13 protein-coding genes are annotated in these 21,550 nt (G+C 45.3%); all 13 read left to right on the top strand.

The features are described from left to right. The first annotated feature begins 51 nt into the window (after nucleotides 1-51). Nucleotides 52-4,695, top strand: a complete 4,644-nt coding sequence (gene gltB, locus BXO88_RS05760) for a glutamate synthase large subunit (protein ID WP_078036808.1) — start codon at nucleotides 52-54, stop codon at nucleotides 4,693-4,695. 604 nt (nucleotides 4,696-5,299) lie between these two features. Beyond that, on the top strand, nucleotides 5,300-7,849 hold the full coding sequence (locus BXO88_RS05770) for an MMPL family transporter (RefSeq protein WP_078036795.1): 2,550 nt from the start codon (nucleotides 5,300-5,302) through the stop codon (nucleotides 7,847-7,849). After that, a complete protein-coding gene (locus tag BXO88_RS05775; RefSeq protein WP_078036796.1) occupies nucleotides 7,833-10,973 on the top strand; it encodes a hypothetical protein in 3,141 nt (1,046 codons plus the stop codon). Before BXO88_RS05770 ends, BXO88_RS05775 begins: the two co-directional genes overlap by 17 nt. A 233-nt stretch (nucleotides 10,974-11,206) precedes the next feature. Further along, nucleotides 11,207-12,538 (top strand): MATE family efflux transporter, encoded by a 1,332-nt coding sequence (locus BXO88_RS05780; protein WP_330395090.1) that lies wholly within the window; start codon nucleotides 11,207-11,209, stop codon nucleotides 12,536-12,538. Nucleotides 12,539-12,733: 195 nt separating this feature from the next. Then, a complete protein-coding gene (locus tag BXO88_RS16965; RefSeq protein WP_256363650.1) occupies nucleotides 12,734-12,859 on the top strand; it encodes a hypothetical protein in 126 nt (41 codons plus the stop codon). Beyond that, on the top strand, nucleotides 12,852-13,139 hold the full coding sequence (locus tag BXO88_RS05790) for a helix-turn-helix domain-containing protein (RefSeq protein WP_206099967.1): 288 nt from the start codon (nucleotides 12,852-12,854) through the stop codon (nucleotides 13,137-13,139). The genes BXO88_RS16965 and BXO88_RS05790 overlap by 8 nt, the downstream gene beginning before the upstream one ends. A 6-nt stretch (nucleotides 13,140-13,145) precedes the next feature. Beyond that, nucleotides 13,146-13,805, top strand: a complete 660-nt coding sequence (locus tag BXO88_RS05795) for a trimeric intracellular cation channel family protein (RefSeq protein ID WP_078036797.1) — start codon at nucleotides 13,146-13,148, stop codon at nucleotides 13,803-13,805. 306 nt (nucleotides 13,806-14,111) lie between these two features. After that, nucleotides 14,112-14,402: a co-chaperone GroES gene (locus BXO88_RS05800; RefSeq protein ID WP_044993547.1), complete on the top strand. Its 291-nt coding sequence runs from the start codon at nucleotides 14,112-14,114 to the stop codon at nucleotides 14,400-14,402. Between the two features lie 25 nt (nucleotides 14,403-14,427). Beyond that, on the top strand, nucleotides 14,428-16,050 hold the full coding sequence (groL, locus tag BXO88_RS05805) for a chaperonin GroEL (RefSeq protein WP_078036798.1): 1,623 nt from the start codon (nucleotides 14,428-14,430) through the stop codon (nucleotides 16,048-16,050). A 329-nt stretch (nucleotides 16,051-16,379) separates the two neighbouring features. Further along, nucleotides 16,380-16,871 carry a DUF6106 family protein gene (locus BXO88_RS05810; RefSeq protein WP_078036799.1) on the top strand — a complete coding sequence of 164 codons (492 nt, stop codon included), beginning with the start codon at nucleotides 16,380-16,382 and terminating at the stop codon, nucleotides 16,869-16,871. A gap of 236 nt (nucleotides 16,872-17,107) precedes the next feature. Next, a complete protein-coding gene (locus tag BXO88_RS05815; RefSeq protein ID WP_078036800.1) occupies nucleotides 17,108-18,742 on the top strand; it encodes a dicarboxylate/amino acid:cation symporter in 1,635 nt (544 codons plus the stop codon). A gap of 236 nt (nucleotides 18,743-18,978) precedes the next feature. Continuing rightward, entirely contained in the window at nucleotides 18,979-20,481 is a 1,503-nt protein-coding gene (locus BXO88_RS05820) for a class I SAM-dependent DNA methyltransferase (protein ID WP_078036801.1), read from the top strand. Between the two features lie 198 nt (nucleotides 20,482-20,679). Then, nucleotides 20,680-21,550 (top strand): tyrosine-type recombinase/integrase (locus tag BXO88_RS05825; RefSeq protein ID WP_078036811.1); only part of this gene is annotated, 871 nt, incomplete at its 3' end.

Raw genomic sequence — 21,550 nt, forward strand, 5'->3', positions numbered from 1 at the left:
AAAAATCCCGGCTATCCTGAGATGGAATACGAGTTTAGAGGGAGTATACAAATGGACAATTATGGAAAATTAAACCAGAAGGCTGCTGATGCCAGGGACCGAAACTCTTATGTGGTTCCAAGAGCCTATCGCGGCCACAACAAATTATGGAACCCTGTTAAGGATCGTCACCCGGAGGATCTGGAGCACGATGCCTGCGGTATAGGTACAGTTGTAAACATTGACGGACATCAGGACACCAAGGTCCTTGATGATGCCTTAAGCATCGTTGAGAAGCTGGAGCACAGAGCAGGAAAGGATGCCTCCGGAAAGGTGGGTGACGGTGTAGGAATACTTATTCAGATCTGTCATGACTTTTTCAAAAAGGCCGCAAAGAAGGCGGGAATCGCTGTAAAGGAAGCTGGAGATTACGGTGTAGGTATGTTCTTCTTCCCTGAAAACGAGAAGAAGCGTGCATTTGCGAAGCGTATGTTCGAGGTGATCGCGAAGAAGAACGGACTCAAGGTTCTCGGATGGAGAGAGGTGCCTTCACATCCTGAGATCCTCGGCAAGGTGGCTCTTGACTGTATGCCCCATATCGAGCAGTGCTTCATCGAGCGCCCTGAGGCTTATGATAAGGGCATCGATTTCGACAGACGTCTCTATGTCCTGAGACGAGAGTTCGAACAGTCCTCAGAGGACACCTATATCTGTTCACTGAGCTCCAGGACTATCGTTTACAAGGGAATGTTCCTGGTGGGACAGCTTCGTGCCTTCTATGACGACCTTCGTGATGCCGACAACAAGACAGCCATAGCCATTGTCCATTCAAGATTCTCTACCAACACAACTCCAAGCTGGGACAGAGCCCATCCTTACCGTATGCTGGCCCACAACGGTGAGATCAATACCATCCGCGGAAACATTGACAGAATGCTGGCACGTGAAGAGACCATGCAGAGCCCGTTCCTTGAGAAGGAAGTGGAGAAGATCTTCCCTGTTGTTGAGAGAAACGGCTCGGATTCTTCTATGCTGGACAACACCCTCGAGTTCCTTTACATGAACGGTATGGAGCTGCCTCTTGCCATGTCGGTTACCATTCCGGAGCCATGGAAGCACAATCGCTTCATGGATGAAAAGAAGAAGGATTTCTACCATTACTATGCAACTATGATGGAGCCATGGGACGGTCCTGCAGCCATCATTTTCTCAGACGGTGATGTGGTGGGAGCGACCCTCGACAGAAACGGACTCCGCCCTTCAAGATATTACATTACCGATGACAACAGGCTTATTCTTGCCTCAGAAGTCGGAGTTCTTGACATTGACCCGAAGCATATAGTTGAAAAGTCAAGACTGCAGCCGGGCCGCATGCTCCTCGTGGATACAAAGGAGCAGAGGATCATTTCGGATGAGGAGATAAAGAAGCATTATGCTGAAAAGGCTCCTTACGGAGAGTGGCTTGACAGAAATCTCCTGCATCTTGAGAACATCAGGATTCCGAATCATAAGGTGGAGACTCACTCTGCAGAAATGAGAGAGAAGCTTTACAAGGTCTTCGGCTACACCTACGACGACGTTAAGGACATCATCCTGCCAATGGCTCAGAATGGTGTGGAGGCAACATCCTGCATGGGTCACGATACGCCTCTTGCGGTTTTCGACAAGAAATATCAGCCTCTTTTCTACTATTTTAAGCAGCTTTTTGCGCAGGTTACCAACCCGCCTATCGACTCACTTCGTGAGAAGGTGGTTACGGACACCACAGTTTACCTTGGTTCCGACGGAAATCTCCTTCAGGACAATGCTGACAACTGCAGGGTTCTGGAGATCTCAAATCCTATTCTTACGGGAGTTGAGCTTCTGAAGATAAAGGAGCTTAACGAGCCCGGCTTCAAGACAGCAGTGATCTCGCTTCTTTACTACCAGAACACTTCACTTGAGAAGGCTCTCCAGCAGCTCAATATCTCTGTGGACCGTGCATACCAGAGGGGCTACAACATTATCATCCTGAGCGACAGGGGAGTTGACGAGAACCATGTGGCTATTCCGTCACTTCTTGCGGTGAGCTCCGTGGAGCAGCATCTGGTCCTCACCAAGAAGCGTACTGCGGTTTCCCTTATTCTTGAGTCTGCGGAGCCCCGTGATGTGCATCAGTTCGCAACCATCCTCGGCTTCGGTGCCAGAGCCATCAACCCATATCTTGCGCATGAGTGCATAGCGGAGATCATCGAGGCGGGCATACTTGACAAGGATACACATACAGCCATCGAGGATTACAACAAGGCTGTAATGGGCGGAATAGTCAAGATCTCGGCAAAGATGGGAATCTCAACCATCCAGTCCTACCAGTCTGCAAAGATATTTGAGGCCATCGGTCTTAGCCGTGAGTTCGTTGATAAGTATTTTACGGGCATCGTTTCAAGAGTCGGAGGAATCGGCATCGAGGATGTGGCTGAGAGCGTGACATGGAGACATGAGCTTGCATTCGATCCTATGGGTGAAAATGTTGACGCACCGGATGCCGCATGCTTTAACAGCAAAAACTTCTTCCGCGGCAAGGACAAGGCAGACCATCTGTACAATCCGAAGACCATCATGACCATGCAGAAGGCTGTTCAGAAGGGGGATTACAAGAAATTCAAAGAGTACACCGCCATGGTGGACCAGTCCCCGGTTCCTCATACACTTCGAGGAATCATGAAGTTCGTGCCGAAGCAGGAGCCGGTTCCCTTAAGCGAAGTCGAGCCAGTTGAGTCCATCGTGAAGCGCTTCAAGACAGGAGCCATGTCCTACGGTTCCATCTCTCTCGAGGCTCATGAGGCCATGGCCATCGCCATGAACCGTCTCGGCGGAAAGTCCAATTCAGGTGAGGGCGGAGAGGATCCTTCACGTTTCGGAACAGAGCGTAACTCTGCCATCAAGCAGGTGGCTTCGGGACGTTTCGGCGTAACGAGCCCGTACCTCAATTCTGCAAGCGAGATTCAGATAAAGATGGCTCAGGGCGCAAAGCCCGGCGAGGGCGGACACCTTCCGGGAAAGAAGGTATATCCATGGATCGCAAAGACCAGATTTTCAACTCCAGGTGTGTCACTTATTTCACCGCCGCCTCATCATGATATCTACAGCATCGAGGACCTGGCCCAGCTTATCTATGATTTAAAGAACGCAAACCGCCGTGCCAGAATCTCGGTCAAGCTTGCTTCCGAGAACGGAGTTGGAACCATTGCCTGCGGTGTTGCAAAGGCAGGAGCTCAGGTAATTCATATCTGCGGCTATGACGGAGGAACCGGTGCCGCACCTATGACCTCCATCCACCATGCAGGACTTCCATGGGAGCTTGGTATCACAGAGGCTCATCAGACCCTTATCCGAAACGGTCTTCGTAACAGGGTAATGCTGGAGACGGACGGTAAGCTCATGACAGGACGTGATGTCGTTATCGCAGCACTTCTCGGTGCAGAGGAGTACGGCTTCGCAACAACAGCCCTTGTAAGCCTCGGCTGCATGATGATGCGTGTCTGCAACAAGGATACCTGTCCTTTCGGTGTAGCCACCCAGAACGAGAAGCTCCGCGCCAAGTTCAAGGGCAAGCCTGAGTACGTTATGAATTTCATGAAGTTCATAGCTCAGGAGATGCGTGAGATCATGGCAGAGCTCGGATTCAGAACCGTACAGGAGATGGTTGGACGTACCGACTGTCTCGGAGTTTCCGAGGAGAGAGCTTCTTATACAAAGAGAGCCTCCAAGGTTGATCTTTCAAAGATCCTGGATCCTGAATTTGCAGGTCTTCCTGAGAATGTTCGTCACTTCGATCCTGAGCATGTTTACGATTTCCATCTGGAGAAGACAGTGGATGAGGCCACACTTCTTCCCAAGTTCAAGGATGCCATGGATAAGTGTGAGCATCATGAGGAGAAGGTGAAGGTCTCAAGTACCAACCGTACCTTCGGAACCATCCTCGGTTCTGAGATCACAGACCGTTTCTGGCTAGGAGCAAAGGGACCTGAGCTTGAGGACGATACCTTTGTTGTCAATGCTTACGGCGGAGGCGGACAGTCCTTCGGCGCATTCATTCCGAAGGGCCTTACCATAAGACTCCGTGGCGATGCCAATGACGGATTCGGCAAGGGCTTAAGCGGCGGAAAGCTCATCGTTACACCTCCTAAGGACAGTGCATTCCGTCCGAGTGAAAACATTATCATCGGTAATGTGGCCCTCTATGGTGCGACCAGCGGAAAGTGCTATGTGGAAGGCGTAGCGGGAGAGAGATTCTGCGTCAGGAACTCGGGAGCTACGGCTGTTGCGGAGGGCTGCGGAGATCATGGGCTTGAGTACATGACCAGCGGTCGTGCGGTGATCCTGGGACAGACCGGAAAGAACTTTGCTGCAGGTATGTCCGGCGGAGTTGCTTACGTTCTTGATATGGATCACACTCTGTATCTTAAGCTCAACAAGGACATGGTATCTCTTCAGGAGGTCACAGAGCGTTATGACATAAAGGAGCTCAAGGATATACTGAAGGACTATGTTCTGGAAACAGGTTCAGAGCTTGGAACAGAGATACTTGAGAACTTCGACAGATTCCTTCCGAGCTTCAAGAAGATCGTTCCCAACGACTACCAGAAGGTCCTGGCTGCCGTAAATCACTTCGAGGACAATGGTTCCTCACAGGATGACGCGGAGATGGAAGCCTTCAGGATGCTGTTCAGCTGAATTGTAACGGTTCATCCGGAAAATAAATTCTAGCCGTGGACCGGAGGACATCCTCAAAAAACGGGTCGCTTGCGGCGGAAAAATCAAAATTCAGCCCCCTAAGAAGCACTAAGCCCTCGCCAATCACTGAGTTTCCCTGATGGAAACTCAGCGTTGTCGAGGGAGTCAAGGAAAATAAACTAAGTGCTTCTAAGGGGGCTGAATTAAATTTTTCACGTCCTCGCTCAACGTTTTTTAATGGATTGTCCTCCGGCCCAGGCAAATAATAATTCCTCCGGCTGAAATGGAAGATACATCAACGTCACTGTACATGTAAGTGTGCGGTGGCTTTTTTTCGTGAAAAGACTGTTATGCGTCACTGAGTGGGTCGTGCTCGTAAGGGCGTAGGTTGTAGCACCAGCCTGTTGAAAATTGCGTCGCACAAAGCTTTTATCCTGAGGATGAGCTTTCCTGAAAAAATATCTTATTATGTTTTTTTTTAAGACGAAATAAGTTACAAGGATATGTGTAAGTATCGTTTTATGGGGCGCTGCTTAGAAAAACACATAGTACTTATAGAGGTTTTGATGAAAAAAGACGGGTATTTAGAAAGAGAGTGTTGGGGATGGAAAATCAGAAATCACCGTTGGTAGCCATATGTTCGTTTATCGTGGATAAACGAAATCTGTTTTTTCTTATTTATTTCATTTTGATCATCTTCTCGGTGTTTTCACAGAACTGGGTGTCTGTGGAAAATGATCTTTCGGCATATCTCAGTGAAGATACTGAGACCAAACAGGCCATGAATCTGATGGAGAGTGAGTATACTACCTTTGGCTCAGCCAAAGTCATGGTTTCTAACATTTCCCTCAGGGAGGCCTTTTCCGTGTGTGATACCATTAAGGGGACACCGGGTGTGTTTGAAACGGGATTTCTTCCGGCATATCTGAATCCGGCATCGGGAGAAATAGCCAAGGAAGATGAGGAACTCACCATAGACGAGATACGGGAGCATTATAATGATTCTTCCGCGCTTTTTGATGTGGTCTTCAAATATCCCGAAGATGATGAGCGATGTCTGGATTCTCTGAATGCCCTTAAAGAATCTCTTGGCTCCTACGATCTTCATATCTCAACGACTCTTGGAGATGTGCAGGCGGAAGCCATCGAAGAGGAGATGCAGGTCATCATCGTAATAGTGGCAGCGGTTGTTGTTCTGGTGCTTATACTGACTTCTGAAACCTTCGGAGAAGTTCCTGTGCTTCTTCTTACCTTTGGTTCTGCGGCTCTTATCAATAAGGGAACCAATTATATGATGGGAACTATCTCATTTGTTTCCAACTCTGTTGCCATCGTTCTTCAGCTGGCACTTTCCATCGACTATGCCATCATTTTCTGTAATCACTTCAAGGAGCAGAGGGAGTTTTATGACACCCGTGATGCGGTGATCATAGCGCTTAGCCACTCTATACCGGAGATCACATCCAGTTCCCTGACGACTATTTCGGGACTTTTGGCCCTTTTGTTCATGGGATTCGGACTGGGCAGAGATCTGGGACTTACCCTTACAAAATCCATCATCATAAGCCTCTTTGCGGTATTCACTCTGATGCCGGGGCTTCTTGTGCTGTTTTCAAACATCATGATGAAGACGAAGCATAAAAATCTTGTCCCAAAGATTCCTTTTGTGGGACGTTTTGCGTACGCGACAAAGAAGTTTATACCACCTGTATTTCTGGTGATCATCGCTATGGGATATTTCATTTCTTCCAAGTGTCCTTATGTTTACGGCTACTCCAATCTGAAGACTCCCATCAGGAGCGCGGCTCAGATCACGGAGGATATGATCAGGGATACCTTTGGCAGCAATAACCTGATCGCCATTAACATGCCGAGCCATGATTACTATAAGATATCACGTCTTGCGGCATCGCTTGAGTCCATGCCGGAGGTGAAAAGTGTTACGTCCCTTTCCAATACTGAAGCCAAGGGAGGGTACATGGTTTCGCAGCCTCTGACTCCGAGACAGTTCTCGGAGATGGCGGATCTTGACTATGATGTGGCGGCCATGGTGTACAGCATGTACGCTTCAGACAGGGATGAATACGGACATATCATCGGAGGAATCGACAAATACAAGATACCATTCATCGATGTATTCATGTTCCTTCACGATAAAATAGACGAAGGCTATGTGGAACTCAATGAGGAGGATCGTGCGGAAATAGACGACACCTTCGATAAGCTTGTGATGGCAAAAAAGCAGCTTCGGGGAGAAAGCTACGAGCGAATGCTTGTATACCTGAACCTTCCTGAGGAGAGCGCTGAGACCTTTAGTTTTCTCAGGGGACTTCACAGAAAGATAGATCCCATCTTTGAGGATGAAATGGATAAAGATCCTGCTCATAAGGTTCTGATAGTGGGTGAATCCACATCTGAAATGGATCTGGGAAGCCAGTTCGAGACTGATAACATCATCGTTTCAGTGGTATCACTGCTGTTCGTACTTGTGATCCTGCTGTTTACCTTCAAATCCGTGGGAATGCCCCTCCTTCTTATCATGGTCATCGAGGGTTCAATATTCATAAACTTCTCATTCCCGACCATTATGAAGGAAAATATATTCTTCATAAGCTACCTTATCGTTTCTTCCATTCAGATGGGTGCAAATATCGACTACGCAATCGTTATCGGATCGCGATATGACGAGAATCGTAAGACCATGGGCCGTAAGGAGGCAATCATTGAAACAGTAAATTTTGCCTTTCCGACCATCATTACTTCGGGCTCCATCCTGGCCATCGCAGGAACCGTTATCGGTTTTCTCACATCCGACGGAGCCATCGCCGGTATCGGGCAAAGCATTGGCAGAGGAACTCTTCTTTCGATGTTTCTGGTTCTTTTCGTTTTGCCCCAGATCCTCCTTTTGGGAGATAAGATCATCGCCATAACGAAGTTCTCTGTTGCGCGACCCATCAAGGCAAGGGCGGAAAGCGGCATCATCAGGGTCGATGGAAGGATAACAGGTCATATCGACGGACAGATCATCGGTACAGTACACGGCATCGTGCGCGGAGATGTGCGGGCGTCAATCATTTCCGGGGACATTCAGAAGCTTGCGGAGAATGAAGGACAGAATATCGAGGAGTATATGGATCATGAAGAGAATGAATAAATACCTTGTAAAAGCCTCCATATTTTTCGGGATGATCTTGACTGTCTCAGTGATGGTGTCAGGAATTATATTTGCGGCGGAAGCAGGTAAGACCCATAGCTTTGATATTAACTCAATGGAGGATTATAAGAACTTTGCGAAGCAGTGCCGTTCCAATGTCTGGTCCGACGGAATGACAGTCAGCCTCAATACGGATCTGGATTTTTCTTCTGAAAAAACATTTCCTGCGGTTTCCTACTTTAACGGAACATTTAAGGGAAATAATCATAAGATCACAAATGTAAGATCAGAGGATCCGATGTTTCGTACCATAGGTTCTGAGGGTAGTGTCTTCGCTTTGGAGCTTACATCTGTGAACACATCGGAACGTGACAGAACGGCTGCCTTTGTGTCGGAAAATTACGGTACTGTGGAAGGTGTCACTGTAAACAGCACTGTGAACGGAAAAACCACGGCGGGAATTCTGGCTGCAGTGAACGGGGAGACAGGTATCATCCGTGCATGCCATGTGACCGGAACTCTGGAGGGTGACAACGGTACCGGAGGCATAGCCGGAAGGAATGCGGGGCTTATCGAGGATTGTACAAGTGCCGCGAGGGTCAATACTTCGGTCCGGGATTCAGGTGTGTCCACTGAGGACATCAAGGATATTCTGGAAAATATTCTCATAACCCGTTCCATTAATAATGTGGAGAATTTCAAGACAAGGATAGATACAGGTGGTATCGCAGGCTATAACCTGAAGAGCGGAACCATACGGAACTGTGAGACTTCCGGAATCACAGGATACAGCCATTTGGGATACAACACAGGAGGTATAGCCGGACGAAACGGCGGAGCCATCGAGGATTCCGTGAACAAGGGCGCTGTGTTCGGACGAAAGGACACAGGAGGTATAGCAGGACAGCAGCAGCCGGAGATAACTTTGGATTTCTCAAAGGATGTGCTTGCCTCCATATCGGATGAGATCGATTCCATAAATCTTCTGGTTACGGATACCCTAAATACCACAGAGGGGATAACCAACAGTACCTATGCGAGACTGAATGGGATCTCAAAGACATTGACAGAGGTAAAGAACTCCACAAATACCATATACAATGCCTCTCTGGACCGTTTTGACGAGCTTTCAGAATCCATAAACACCAATTCACAGACCATACTTGATGCCACAGGGGATATAGGCGGTGACATGGATTATCTGGATGACAGCTTTGACAGTCTCAGCAGTATGTCGGATAGTCTTAATGCCTCGATTGACGATATTGCGTATGCGTTTTCTTTGTCAGAGGATGATAAAAATGCATTGATTGCCCGTAATAATCAGCTCAGAGAGGATCTTAGCTACAGCAGTAACTTCATAAATGAAGCAAAAAACAATCTTTTGCCTGAAACTCCGGAAGAGAGAAAGGCGAGAATTTCAGATGGAGTAGCCCATGTAAACCAGATGATGGGGGATGTGCAGGCTATACGTACTTATCTCGATGGATTAAGACAGCAGAGGGATCTCATAGTATCCGGGGCTGTACAGACTGATCTTTCCCGCAGGGAAACAGCGCTTAAATCATCGGTCAGCAATCTCCTTAATTCTCTGAACAGTATAGATGATGCTTCTTACGGTCTTTCTAGGTTCAGCTCTTCTGTGGGAGGAACTCTGTCCGGCTTACCGGGAAGGGTCAATATACATATGGATAGTAATCCGGTGGTGCGTGCGGCAGGGAACAATCTTTATGCACAGCTTGACAGTCTTTCTTCACAGCTTGACAGCCTGAGCGCTTTCGGACGGGATGACAGCATCGAGGTACTGGACAATCTAAGTGCTATCAACAGCCGTTTCAACAGCATTACCGATCTGCTGCGGAATGAACGTGAGCGTCTTAACGGGAAGCTTGATGAGAAAGACCTATTTAAGGACACTTCAAATAATGAGAATTCAACCTCCAGGATCTATCGCTGCAGAAATTCGGGAAACATTTCAGGAGACATAGGAGTCGGAGGCATCGTAGGTACTATTGGCATAGAATTCGACCTTGATCCCGACAAGGATATACGGAGATCAAATGACCGCTCTTTGGACTACAGCTTCGGAGTGTCGGCTGTTGTGATAGAATCTGAAAATCAGGCAAGTGTTGAAGGTCGCGGAAACTATGCCGGCGGTATCTGCGGAAAGATGGAGACAGGTTACATCACAGACAGTAAAAACACAGGTGATGTGGAAGCTCAGGATGGACATTTTGTAGGCGGAATTGCGGGCTTCGCAGATGGAAAGCTCAATAAAAATACTGCAAGATGCCGTATCACAGGAAAGAAAAATGTTGGTGGAATCAGCGGCTACGGAACGACACTGACTGACAACAGTGCGGCGGTTACCATCCTCGGAGAAGAGGAGTACGCCGGGGCGGTTTCGGGACAGGTTGAGAAGCTGGATGCTTCGGAACTTAAGGGTAATGTCTACTTCGGAGGAAACTACGGAGCCATCGACAACATAGACTATGCAGGACTTGCGGAAGAGTCATCTGTGCCCATCGGCACGCTGCTTGTACAGTTCAGGATGGGAGGCATGCTGCTTGACATGCAGGAAGCAAAGCCCGGAACTGTTCTTAAGGATGTGCCGTTCCCTGAGCCGGAAGAAAAGGAGGGCTTTTTCATACAGTGGGATGCTCCCATGGATACGGTCATCGAGGATGATCTGGTTGTCAATGCCTCTTACTATCTGCCGGTGGCACTTCTGAACGCACCCGAGAACTATAAGGACAGCAATAAACCTGTCATCATGGTGGATGGACAGTTCATGGAAGAGGATGTGCTCGGCTTCTCCATGCCGGAGGAAAACCACTATCTGGTTGAGATCCCTGAAGACGCACTTACTGAACGTAAGATCCGCGTCCATAAACCGGAATGGAGCAGATATAGCTTATCTGTGAACGGACATGAGCAGGCTACGGAGGATTTCGGAGATTATCTCGTCTTTGTTACGGGCGAAAGGACGCTTGACATCCTTATCACAAAGCAGGAGCTTCCTGCAGGTAAAATAGCAGCTGCCATCGCCGGACTGGTATTTCTTATACTGCTGATAGTTTATGTGAACCGCGGTGGGAAGAAGAAAGAAAAGAAGCGGACATAATAGAACTGCCGTACCGACAGATGGGACTCCCATCTCGGTGCGGCAGTTTATATTTATATCTATACCAACTCTGCATGGTGGTTCATTAAACTAAATATACACACGAAATGTTTGCGTGCGTATATTTAGTTTAATAGTTGATTTATGCCTGATATTCACTAAATGCTGTTGTAAAATCCCTTGCGTCAAATTAAAATTTGTGAGATAGGACACATTTTTTACGGGAGGCAGCATTGGCACAACATAATTTATCCAAGGGAAATCTTTTACATAATATGATATGGTTCTCACTGCCGTATCTTCTCAGTTTCTTTCTGCAGACTCTCTACGGGCTTGCGGATCTTCTTATAGCAGGGCAGTTCAACGGTGCGGATGTGATTTCCGCAGTTTCCATTGGTTCACAGGTCATGCATATGGTTACGGTTATGCTGGTGGGACTCGCTATGGGTTCGACAGTCATGATCGGTCAGTTCGTGGGAGCTGAGGATGAGAAAAAGGTTAGCCGCGCCATCGGAAATACGGTGACGCTTTTCGCAGGAGTCGCAGTGATAGTTACTGTGATTCTAATCATGACCATTCACCCCATAGTTTCGGCTCTTTCAACGCCTGTTGAGGCAGTGCCGGGAACCGTCAGTTATCTCACCATTTGCTTTGCGGGAATTCCGTTCATCATAGCTTACAACATACTGAGTTCTATATTCAGAGGCATGGGAGATTCAAAGAGTCCGCTAATGTTTATCGCCATCGCCTGCTTTGTGAATATAGTTCTTGACCTCATTTTCATGGGCCCCATGGCACTCGGGGCATCCGGTGCCGCCTACGGTACAGTGCTGGCTCAGGGAGTAAGTGTAGTCATTGCCCTGATGGCCATAGTGAAGAAAAAGCTTTTTGTTGTACATAAGGCGGATTTCATGCTTGACAGAAAGGTGCTGGAAAAGATACTGGGGGTCGGCTTTCCCATCGCCTGTCAGGACGGATTCGTTCAGATCGGATTTCTCGTGATAACTGTGATCGCAAATCGAAGAGGCGTGGATATTTCTGCGGCGGTAGGTATAGTTGAAAAAACAATCAGTTTCCTGTTCTTGGTGCCTTCCAGCATGCTTTCCACAGTCTCCACCATCGCCGCCCAGTCCATAGGAGCGGGAGACAGAGTGAGGGCCCGTCAGACTTTGAAGTACGGAGTCATGATGTCAGCCGGAATCGGACTTATATTTGCGGTACTTTTTCAGTTCATTTCAGGGCCGGTTTTCTCAATGTTTACATCAGACCCTGTTGTACGTGAGCTTTCTGTTCAGTACATGCGGACCTATGTGCTGGACTGCGTTGTGGCGGGAATCCATTTTCCATTTTCCGGATATTTCAGCGCCTGCAATGTTTCTATACTAAGTTTCATACACAACGTGCTGTCAGTGCTTCTGGTGCGTATTCCGGGAGCATGGCTTGCAACGGAATTAAGTCCTGATTCACTTTACGCCATGGGTCTTGCGGCTCCGGCGGGCTCGCTTCTAAGTGCCATCATCTGTATATGCTTCTATAAGTGGTACAGGAAAAAAGGAAAATTCTGAAAATGACAAACCGGGCAGGAGTGGATAAATCCCTCCTGCCTGATTTAATTTGTTGATTAAATGGGGCAATATAGTCGTTTTTTAGACAATATGCAAAGTTACGGTTCTCTGATATCATCCGTATAGATTGATTTTTATATGGAAATTATTGACAATATGTCGAATGCGACATATTGTAACTATAGGAGAAATAGTATGTATGAAATTGAATTCTATGATACTGAAGCTATTATAAAGAAAACGCAAAAGACGCCGAAAGCAGACTTTGAATTAGCAAAGAAATATAAAGCGGATTATGAGCGGAGGTATTGCAATGAGTAGGTATAAAGATTATAAAGAAAAAGCATTGCAAAATGCTGATGTAAAAGCAGAGTATGATGCATTACAACCAGAGTATGATATTATACAGGCACTAATTGAGGCGCGTAATGCACAGAATATCACCCAAAGGGAACTGGCGGTAAAAACCGGTATCACACAGGCTGATATAAGTCGCATAGAAAACGGTACACGAAATCCAAGTCTTGCTATGGTGAAGAGAATTGCAAAAGGCCTTGGGATGCGATTGAGGCTTGAGTTTATTCCGACTGGTACGAAATAATTAAATATGTATATGCATACAGATTTTGATAATATTATTTTTATAGTGGATATGGCGGGAATAGTGGCCTTTTCAATTTCAGGTGCGATGATAGCCATAAAAGAAAGAACGGACCTCTTCGGAGTGATCCTTTTAGGGCTTATTACAGCTATGGGCGGCGGAGTGATGCGTGACACACTGCTTGGTCTGGTGCCTTCGCCCAATTTTTTCAATTATCCGAATATTATAGTATCGGTGGTCACATCCCTTTTGGTATTCATTCTTGCCTACCGGCAGAGAGATTACTATTTAAGTCATACCAGAGAGATCGAAAACATGAACAACATAGTTGATTCCCTGGGATTGGGGCTCTTCAGTATATATGGTGTGAACATGACCATGGCGGCAGGATATAGAACCAATCTTTTCCTTTTGGTTTTCATGGGAGTGATGACCGGTGCCGGCGGCGGACTCATAAGGGATGTAATAGTCAAAAGGATACCCATGATCTTCAGCAAGCACATATATGCCATAGCATCCATACTTGGGTGTCTTACATATATTTTTCTGCTGCGTTCACAGGTTGAAAATGGAGTGGCAATGTCTCTGAGTATCATATGTGTGGTGTTCATCAGAATGGTGGCAACGATCAAAGAACTTGATCTGCCGAAAGTGGATATAGGCTGATAAAGGTTAAAAATCCGTGCTTTTTAAACAGAAGCGCGGATTTTTTTATATCCATTTGTGAAGCAAATGTGAAATATTTAAATTATTAGCACTCGACGCTTGACGTTGCTAATAGCGGGCTTTATAATACGATTTGTTGCTAGAGATAAGTTGTAGATGTCAAAGGCACAGAGGTAATGATAGTAAGGTTATCGGATTTTTAGATATCCGGTGCCCATGAGGGTTTTCACAAAGGTCTATAGATAAGCATTGGCAGAAGACCCGCATACAAAACCTATGAAGGTAATAAATTAGGAGGTCAATCAGATGAAGTTAGTTCCATTATTTGACAGAGTAGTTCTCGAGAAAGAGAAGATGGAAGAGACAACAGCCAGCGGTATCGTTCTTCCTGGACAGAATGACAAGGAGAAGCCTGGTCAGGCAGTTGTTGTTGCTGTTGGTCCTGGCGGAGTTGTTGATGGTAAGGACATCACCATGCAGGTTAAGGTAGGTGATCACGTTCTTTTCTCAAAGTATGCCGGTTCCGAGGTAGAGATTGACGGACAGAAGTATACAGTTGTTAAGCAGAACGACATTCTCGCTATCGTTGAGAAGTAATTCAGACATTTAGGAGGAATTCAAAATGGCTAAGGAAATTAAGTATGGCGTTGAGGCCAGAAAAGCACTTGAGGCTGGCGTAGACCAGGTTGCAAATACAGTTAAGGTTACACTCGGACCTAAGGGAAGAAACGTAGTTCTCGATAAGAGCTATGGTGCTCCACTTATCACAAACGATGGTGTTTCTATCGCAAAGGAGATCGAGCTTAAGGATTCTTACGAGAACATGGGTGCACAGCTCGTTCGTGAGGTTGCTTCAAAGACAAACGATGTTGCCGGTGATGGTACAACAACTGCTACAGTTCTTGCACAGGCTATCGTTAAGGAAGGTATGAAGAACCTTGAGGCAGGTGCTAACCCTATCATCCTTCGTAAGGGTATCCACAAGGCAGTTCAGGCTGCTGTTGAGTCAATCAAGTCTCAGTCTTCAAAGGTAAAGGGCAAGGAGCAGATCGCCAAGGTTGCAGGTATCTCTGCAGGTGACGAGCACGTTGGTGAGATGGTTGCCGACGCTATGGAGAAGGTTTCCAAGGACGGTGTTATCACTGTTGAGGAGTCAAAGACCATGCTTACAGAGCTCGATGTAGTTGAAGGTATGGAGTTTGACAGAGGATATATCTCAGCTTACATGTGCTCAGATATGGACAAGATGGAAGCAAATCTTGATGATCCTTACATCCTTATCACAGACAAGAAGATCTCAAACATTCAGGACATCCTTCCTGTACTTGAGAACATCGTAAAGAGCGGCGCTAAGCTTCTCATCATCGCTGAGGATGTTGAGGGTGAGGCTCTTACAACTCTTATCGTAAATAAGTTAAGAGGAACATTCAACGTTGTTGCTGTTAAGGCTCCGGGCTACGGTGACAGACGTAAGGAAATGCTTCAGGATATCGCTATCCTTACAGGCGGACAGGTTATCTCTTCAGATCTCGGCCTTGAGCTCAAGGATACAACTATGGAGCAGCTTGGACGTGCCAAGTCAATCAAGGTTTCCAAGGAGAAGACAACCATCGTTGACGGTGAGGGCCAGAAGGCTAACATCGAGGCTCGTATCGCTGAGATCAAGCAGCAGATCGCTACAACAACTTCTGACTTCGACAGAGAGAAGCTTCAGGAGAGACTTGCAAAGCTTTCAGGCGGTGTTGCAGTTATCCGCGTAGGTGCTGCTACTGAGACTGAGATGAAGGAAGCTAAGCTCCGCATGGAGGATGCTCTCAATGCTACACGTGCAGCAGTTGAAGAGGGTGTTATCGCAGGCGGCGGAACAGCGTACATCCACGCTCAGAAGTCTGTACAGAAGGTTGTTGAAGAGCTTGAGGGTGATGAGAAGACTGGTGCAAGAATCATCCTTAAGGCACTTGAGGCTCCTCTTTTCACAATCGCTTCAAACGCAGGTCTTGAGGGCGCAGTAATCGTTAACAAGGTTAAGGAGTCCGGAGAAGGACAGGGCTTCGATGCTCTTAACGAGGAGTATGTAGATATGCTTGAGGCTGGTATCCTTGATCCTGCTAAGGTAACAAGAACAGCTCTTCAGAATGCTGCATCAGTTGCTTCAACACTTCTTACAACAGAAGCGGTTGTTGCTGATATAAAGGAACCTCAGGCTCCTGCAGCTATGCCAAATCCAGGAATGGGAATGATGTAAGTGTATAAAGCCCGGTCGCAGAACGGAAGTGATCTGAAAGCTTGCTTTCAAGAGCACTTTTGTTCTGGCGACGCTAACAGATATGAGCAAAAAAGCTACTCGAACGAAGAGAGAGGAGCGATTTGCGAATATCTGTAGGATTGCGAGAGTTGCGAAGCAACGGAGCAATCCTAAGGACTTTATGCTTGTAGAGGGAAGCATCATTACGTTTGCACCTCGAATATAAATTTCGTATAATTAAGCTCGGACTGCGAAAAAGCAGTTCGGGCTTTTTTCTAAACTAAAAGATATGCCGATGAATCATATGACCCGGCGGAACGGAGAGATATATGGATGAATATGTAGAGCGCATGGTGAAAAGAAATGATCCTGTTTACTGGAAGGCAGCCTTTGTGGGAGCTTTGGTTCTTACGGTGATATCACTGTTTCTGGCACTTCAGTATGCCTTTGCACTGCTTTTGCTTCTTGCAATGATCGCCGCAGACTATGGGATATGGCTTTTTTCAAGTGTAGAATACGAATACACTTATTTCGGCGGAAGTTTCGAGCTGGATGAAGTTCTTAACAAATCCCGCAGAAGAAAGATCGTAGAGACAAACGCTGAGGAACTGGTTCTTTTTGCACCGAAGAACTCGGATGCAGCAAAGACTGAGATGGGAAATGCAAAGATTCTCGACTATTCCGGCAACGGCCCTGAAGATAAGAAATATGCATATATTTATGTCAGAAACGGAAACAAGGTATGTATGTATATCGAGGGCAATGATGAGCTCGTGAAGCAGGTGAGAAGAAATACACCGCAGAAATATAAAGCATATTAAGGAAACACTTTAATCAGCGTTTTCCTGAAGCAAAGACTGTCGCATGAAGGATAAAAAAATCCGGATGCGGCAGTTTTTTTGTATAGATGTGCATCCTGATGAGGATCATTTCACGAAAAAATTATAAGAAATCCGATGGTGACGATAAAACTGATATAGTAATTTACTGACATTTTTAATGCATGAAACAACAATATGTTTAAAAAGTGAATTCAATTGTAAAATAGGAGGCGGGGATGAAAGAATTTACTGTAAGAGTGTCGCCGGAGCAGGGAAACTTAACAAATGCCATAGAATTTATAGAAAACAGGCTGACAGAATGCAAGACCGGTGTCAAGGACAGGTCAAAGGCAGTGCTTCTTGCGGAGGAGTGTCTCGTTGAGCTCTTTAAGGTTACAAAAGAAAATCGTCCTGTGATCATACGTGTAAAAAGATTTTTGGGAAAAACCACCATAACATTTATGAGTGAAAGCAGGAATGAAGTAAAGGCAGGGACAGTGAATTTCAATTCTGACTTCGACTACTATGAATCCGCTCCCAATGCCGAGGCTGCTATAAGGAACATGATAATCAATGCCAACAGCGATATTATCAGACAGAGCTACAGAAACGGAACCAATAAGATTGTCATAACTGCGGGAATATCAAGTCAAAAGAATCTTATAAATGTTTTGTTTTCAATGCTTCTTGCGGTAATCCTTTGCAGCTTCATGAGAATTGCATTAAGCGGCAATATATGTAACGCAATAAATGAATATGTGTTTATGACAATAAAGACCATATTCTTAAATGCTTTAAAAGCAGTTATTGCTCCCCTTATATTCTTTTCCATTGCTGCGTCGGTTTCTTCCATTACAGATCTCAGTGAATTGGGGAAGATAGGTGTCCGTGTCATGGGCTTTTATGCCATGACTACCTTTGTAGCTACCATAGTTGCATTTACTGCATATAATATCATAAATCCGGGAACCTTTAATGAACTTTCGTACATGATAAGTGCAACACAACAGGTCGGAGAACAGGAGACGGTCAGCATCCTTGATACGATTATCGGGATAGTTCCTGACAATTTTGTTGGTGCCTTTGTTGATTCCGCTACACTGCAGCTTATTTTCCTTGGCATACTTGTTGGAGGAGTGGTGCCGCTTATGGGTGAAAAGACTGAGAAAATCACTTTTTTTATCTCTGCGGCAAACGATGTGTTTCTTAGGGTGGCTTCTACCATTACAAAGTGTCTGCCTATAGCAGTGTTTGCTTTTATAGGATCTATGGTTATGACTATGGATTTCCATTTGATAAAGACGCTGCTGTCATTGTTCTTCTGTATCTTACTTGGAATGATAGTGATGCTGGTGTTCTATTTAACCATAGTTTTTATTATGACAGGAAGCAATCCTTTTGATTTTTTTAAAAATGCCGTACCGGCCTGGCTAAATGCTTTTGCCCTGTCTTCAAGCAGCGCTGCCATGCCGTTTACTATGGATACCTGTGATAAAAAGCTTAATATTTCTCCCAAGCTGTATTCATTTTCCATTCCACTTGGAGCAACCATAAATATGGATGGATTTGTAGTAGTCCTTACTATCTCCACGCTGTTTCTGGCAAAAGTGTTCGGAGTTGAATTATCGGGCGGCGAGATCGTATCTTTGATAGTGACTATTGTCTTACTTTCTTTTGGAGCTCCTGGAATACCCGGTGTTTCAACCATATGTATGTCAGTACTTCTTATGCAGTTCCATGTGCCTATGGAAGCACTTGCGATTTTTATAGGTATAGATGCCATAACAGATCCTCTTAACACTGCCAATAATGTGTTTGGCGATATCGTAGGAACCTTTTGTGTGGGAAAAAGAAATGGGATGATGAAATGATGAATGGCAGACATTAAAGAACGGACTTTTCTTGTTTTTAAGAGATTTTCCGAGTAATATAATGTCACCGAGATTTACATTAACCTTCCGACCATAGAATCGATGAAGAAATGAAGTTTAATGAGTGGGAAGCTCTGCTTCCCACATTTTTTTATCAGGAGTATAATGATGCATGCTTAGATTGGAAGGAAATATACATCTTGGTATAAAGCATAATAAGATATGGGAGAAAACCAATGATTACAGGTGAGCTGAAAAATAAGATAGACGGGCTTTGGGATGTATTTGCGGCGGGAGGACTTGTGAATCCGCTGGAAGTCATCGAACAGATTACATATCTTATGTTCATCAGGGATTTGGATGATGCAGATAACAAGAAAGAGAAAGAAAGTGCCATGCTGGGTATTCCCTACAAGAGCATCTTTTCTGAGGAAGTAAAGATAGGTGAACGAACCATAGACGGAAAACAGCTTAAGTGGTCAGTGTTCCATGATTTTCCTGCCGGCAGAATGTATACAGTGATGCAGGAGTGGGTATTTCCTTTTATAAAGGGACTTCACAGCGACAAAAACAGCGCGTATTCCAAATATATGGATGATGCCATCTTCAAACTGCCGACGCCTTTACTTCTTTCCAAGGTTGTTGACTCTCTTGATGAAATATATCAGCTAATGAGTGAGATTCAGTCAACAGATGTGCGCGGTGACGTATATGAGTATATGCTGAATAAAATTGCATCAGCAGGTCTTGCAGGTCAATTCAGAACACCGAGACATATCATCCGTATGATGGTGGAGCTGGTAGATCCAAAAGCTGACGAAATCATATGCGACCCGGCCTGCGGAACCTCGGGTTTCCTGGTATCAGCCGCAGAGTACCTCAAGGAAAAACGAAAAGAGGAGATATTCTTCAACAAAGATAAGAAAGCTCATTACATGAATTCCATGTTCCATGGTTTCGATATGGATAGAACTATGCTTCGTATCGGCGCCATGAACATGATGACTCACGGAATAGAGAATCCCTTCATAGAATACAGAGACAGTTTGTCAGATCAGAATCCTGACCACGACAAGTATTCTCTGATTCTCGCAAATCCACCGTTTAAGGGAAGTCTCGACGCCGAATCCGTATCGGGAGATATTCTTAAGGTATGTAAAACCAAGAAGACAGAGCTTCTGTTTTTGGCGCTTTTCCTTCGTATGCTGAAGGTGGGCGGAAGATGCGCATGCATCGTTCCCGACGGTGTGCTTTTCGGTTCATCAAAAGCTCATAAGGATATCCGTAAGGAAATCGTGGAAGAGAACAGACTGGAGGCGGTTATCTCCATGCCGTCAGGTGTTTTCAAACCATATGCCGGAGTATCAACGGCCATTCTGATCTTCACCAAAACAGGTCATGGCGGAACAGATAAAGTCTGGTTCTATGACATGACAGCGGACGGATTCAGCCTTGATGATAAACGTAATCCGGTGGCGGAAAATGATATACCGGATATCATAGAAAGATATAGAAATCTTGACAAAGAAGCAGAAAGAAAGAGAACAGAGAAATCTTTTATAGTTCCTAAAAACGAAATCGTAGACAATGACTACGACCTTTCAATCAACAAATACAAAGAAGTTGAGTATCAGAAGGTGGAGTACCCGCCAACAGAAGAAATCATGGCAAATATAAAAGCCATAGAAGCAGATATTGCAAGAGAGATGGAAGAACTTGAGAAACTGTTGAAAGGATAATGATGATCCCGTTGGTCAAAATGAAATGACCAACGGGATCTTTTTAGCAATCTGTCGGTTTACTGTAAGATTATTATTTCGGATTTATTGCTGACTACTAATGTAAAAGCCTATTTTATGAAAAATTTGTTAATGGCCGAAAGTGATTATAGTAAAGAGAATGGTTGAAGGATGCTGGTAATGAAAGGGCGTACCAGCATGGAGGAAAAGGTTGTAACCATTCTTAATGAAATGTCAGAGTATCTCTCGGTTCCGCAAATGAAAAAGCTTCAGGAAGTAATGCTGAGAGTTTTTGCGGAAAGAGAAGAAGAGAAGAAAGAAATTTCTAATTCAGAATATCTTCGTATGTTCCTTGATGCCAAAGCCATAGAAGGATGTTCTGAGAGAACTATACAGTATTATCGTGTAACCGTTGAAAAAATGCTTCAGCAGCAGGAACTTTCTGTCAGGAGAATAACTACCGAGGATATGAGACATTATCTTTCTGATTATCAGAAAATCAATAATTGCGGGAAGGTTACAGTAGATAACATTCGCCGCAATATCTCAAGCTTTTTTTCGTGGCTCGAAGAAGAAAATTATATCTTGAAAAGTCCTATGCGACGTATTCATAAAATAAAAACCAATCAGCAGGTCAAAGAAGTGATATCCGATGAAGATATAGAGAGGCTTCGTGACAACTGTTCCTGTAAGAGAGATCTTGCCATAGTTGATCTGCTTTACTCCACCGGAATACGTGTAGGGGAACTTGTTAATCTCAATGTTTCCGATATTGACTTTGAGGAGCGAGAATGTGTTGTGTTTGGAAAAGGCGGTAAGGAGAGAAAAGTCTACTTTGATGCTAAGGCAAAGCTTCATTTGCAAGACTATCTTGAACTGAGAACCGATGAAAGTCCGGCTCTTTTTGTGACTCTCGATGCGCCGAATGAACGACTTAAAATCAGTGGAGTGGAGATAAGACTCCGGGAGCTTGGAAGAAAGACAGATCTTCGGCGTATTCATCCACATAAATTCAGAAATCCAAACTTAAATAAAATCCAAACTTTCTGCCAAGATTCTACTCCTTATA

It is taken from the genome of Oribacterium sp. C9, assembly GCF_002007235.1.
GTDB lineage: Bacteria > Bacillota > Clostridia > Lachnospirales > Lachnospiraceae > Oribacterium.

What these genes read in the sequence shown, in the direction of transcription:
- gltB (WP_078036808.1), top strand. Translation starts at nt 52, where the DNA reads ATGGACAATTATGGAAAATTAAACCAGAAGGCTGCTGATGCCAGGGAC.
- BXO88_RS05770 (WP_078036795.1), top strand. Translation starts at nt 5,300, where the DNA reads ATGGAAAATCAGAAATCACCGTTGGTAGCCATATGTTCGTTTATCGTG.
- BXO88_RS05775 (WP_078036796.1), top strand. Translation starts at nt 7,833, where the DNA reads ATGAAGAGAATGAATAAATACCTTGTAAAAGCCTCCATATTTTTCGGG.
- BXO88_RS16965 (WP_256363650.1), top strand. Translation starts at nt 12,734, where the DNA reads ATGTATGAAATTGAATTCTATGATACTGAAGCTATTATAAAGAAAACG.
- BXO88_RS05790 (WP_206099967.1), top strand. Translation starts at nt 12,852, where the DNA reads ATGAGTAGGTATAAAGATTATAAAGAAAAAGCATTGCAAAATGCTGAT.
- BXO88_RS05795 (WP_078036797.1), top strand. Translation starts at nt 13,146, where the DNA reads ATGTATATGCATACAGATTTTGATAATATTATTTTTATAGTGGATATG.
- BXO88_RS05800 (WP_044993547.1), top strand. Translation starts at nt 14,112, where the DNA reads ATGAAGTTAGTTCCATTATTTGACAGAGTAGTTCTCGAGAAAGAGAAG.
- groL (WP_078036798.1), top strand. Translation starts at nt 14,428, where the DNA reads ATGGCTAAGGAAATTAAGTATGGCGTTGAGGCCAGAAAAGCACTTGAG.
- BXO88_RS05810 (WP_078036799.1), top strand. Translation starts at nt 16,380, where the DNA reads ATGGATGAATATGTAGAGCGCATGGTGAAAAGAAATGATCCTGTTTAC.
- BXO88_RS05815 (WP_078036800.1), top strand. Translation starts at nt 17,108, where the DNA reads ATGAAAGAATTTACTGTAAGAGTGTCGCCGGAGCAGGGAAACTTAACA.
- BXO88_RS05820 (WP_078036801.1), top strand. Translation starts at nt 18,979, where the DNA reads ATGATTACAGGTGAGCTGAAAAATAAGATAGACGGGCTTTGGGATGTA.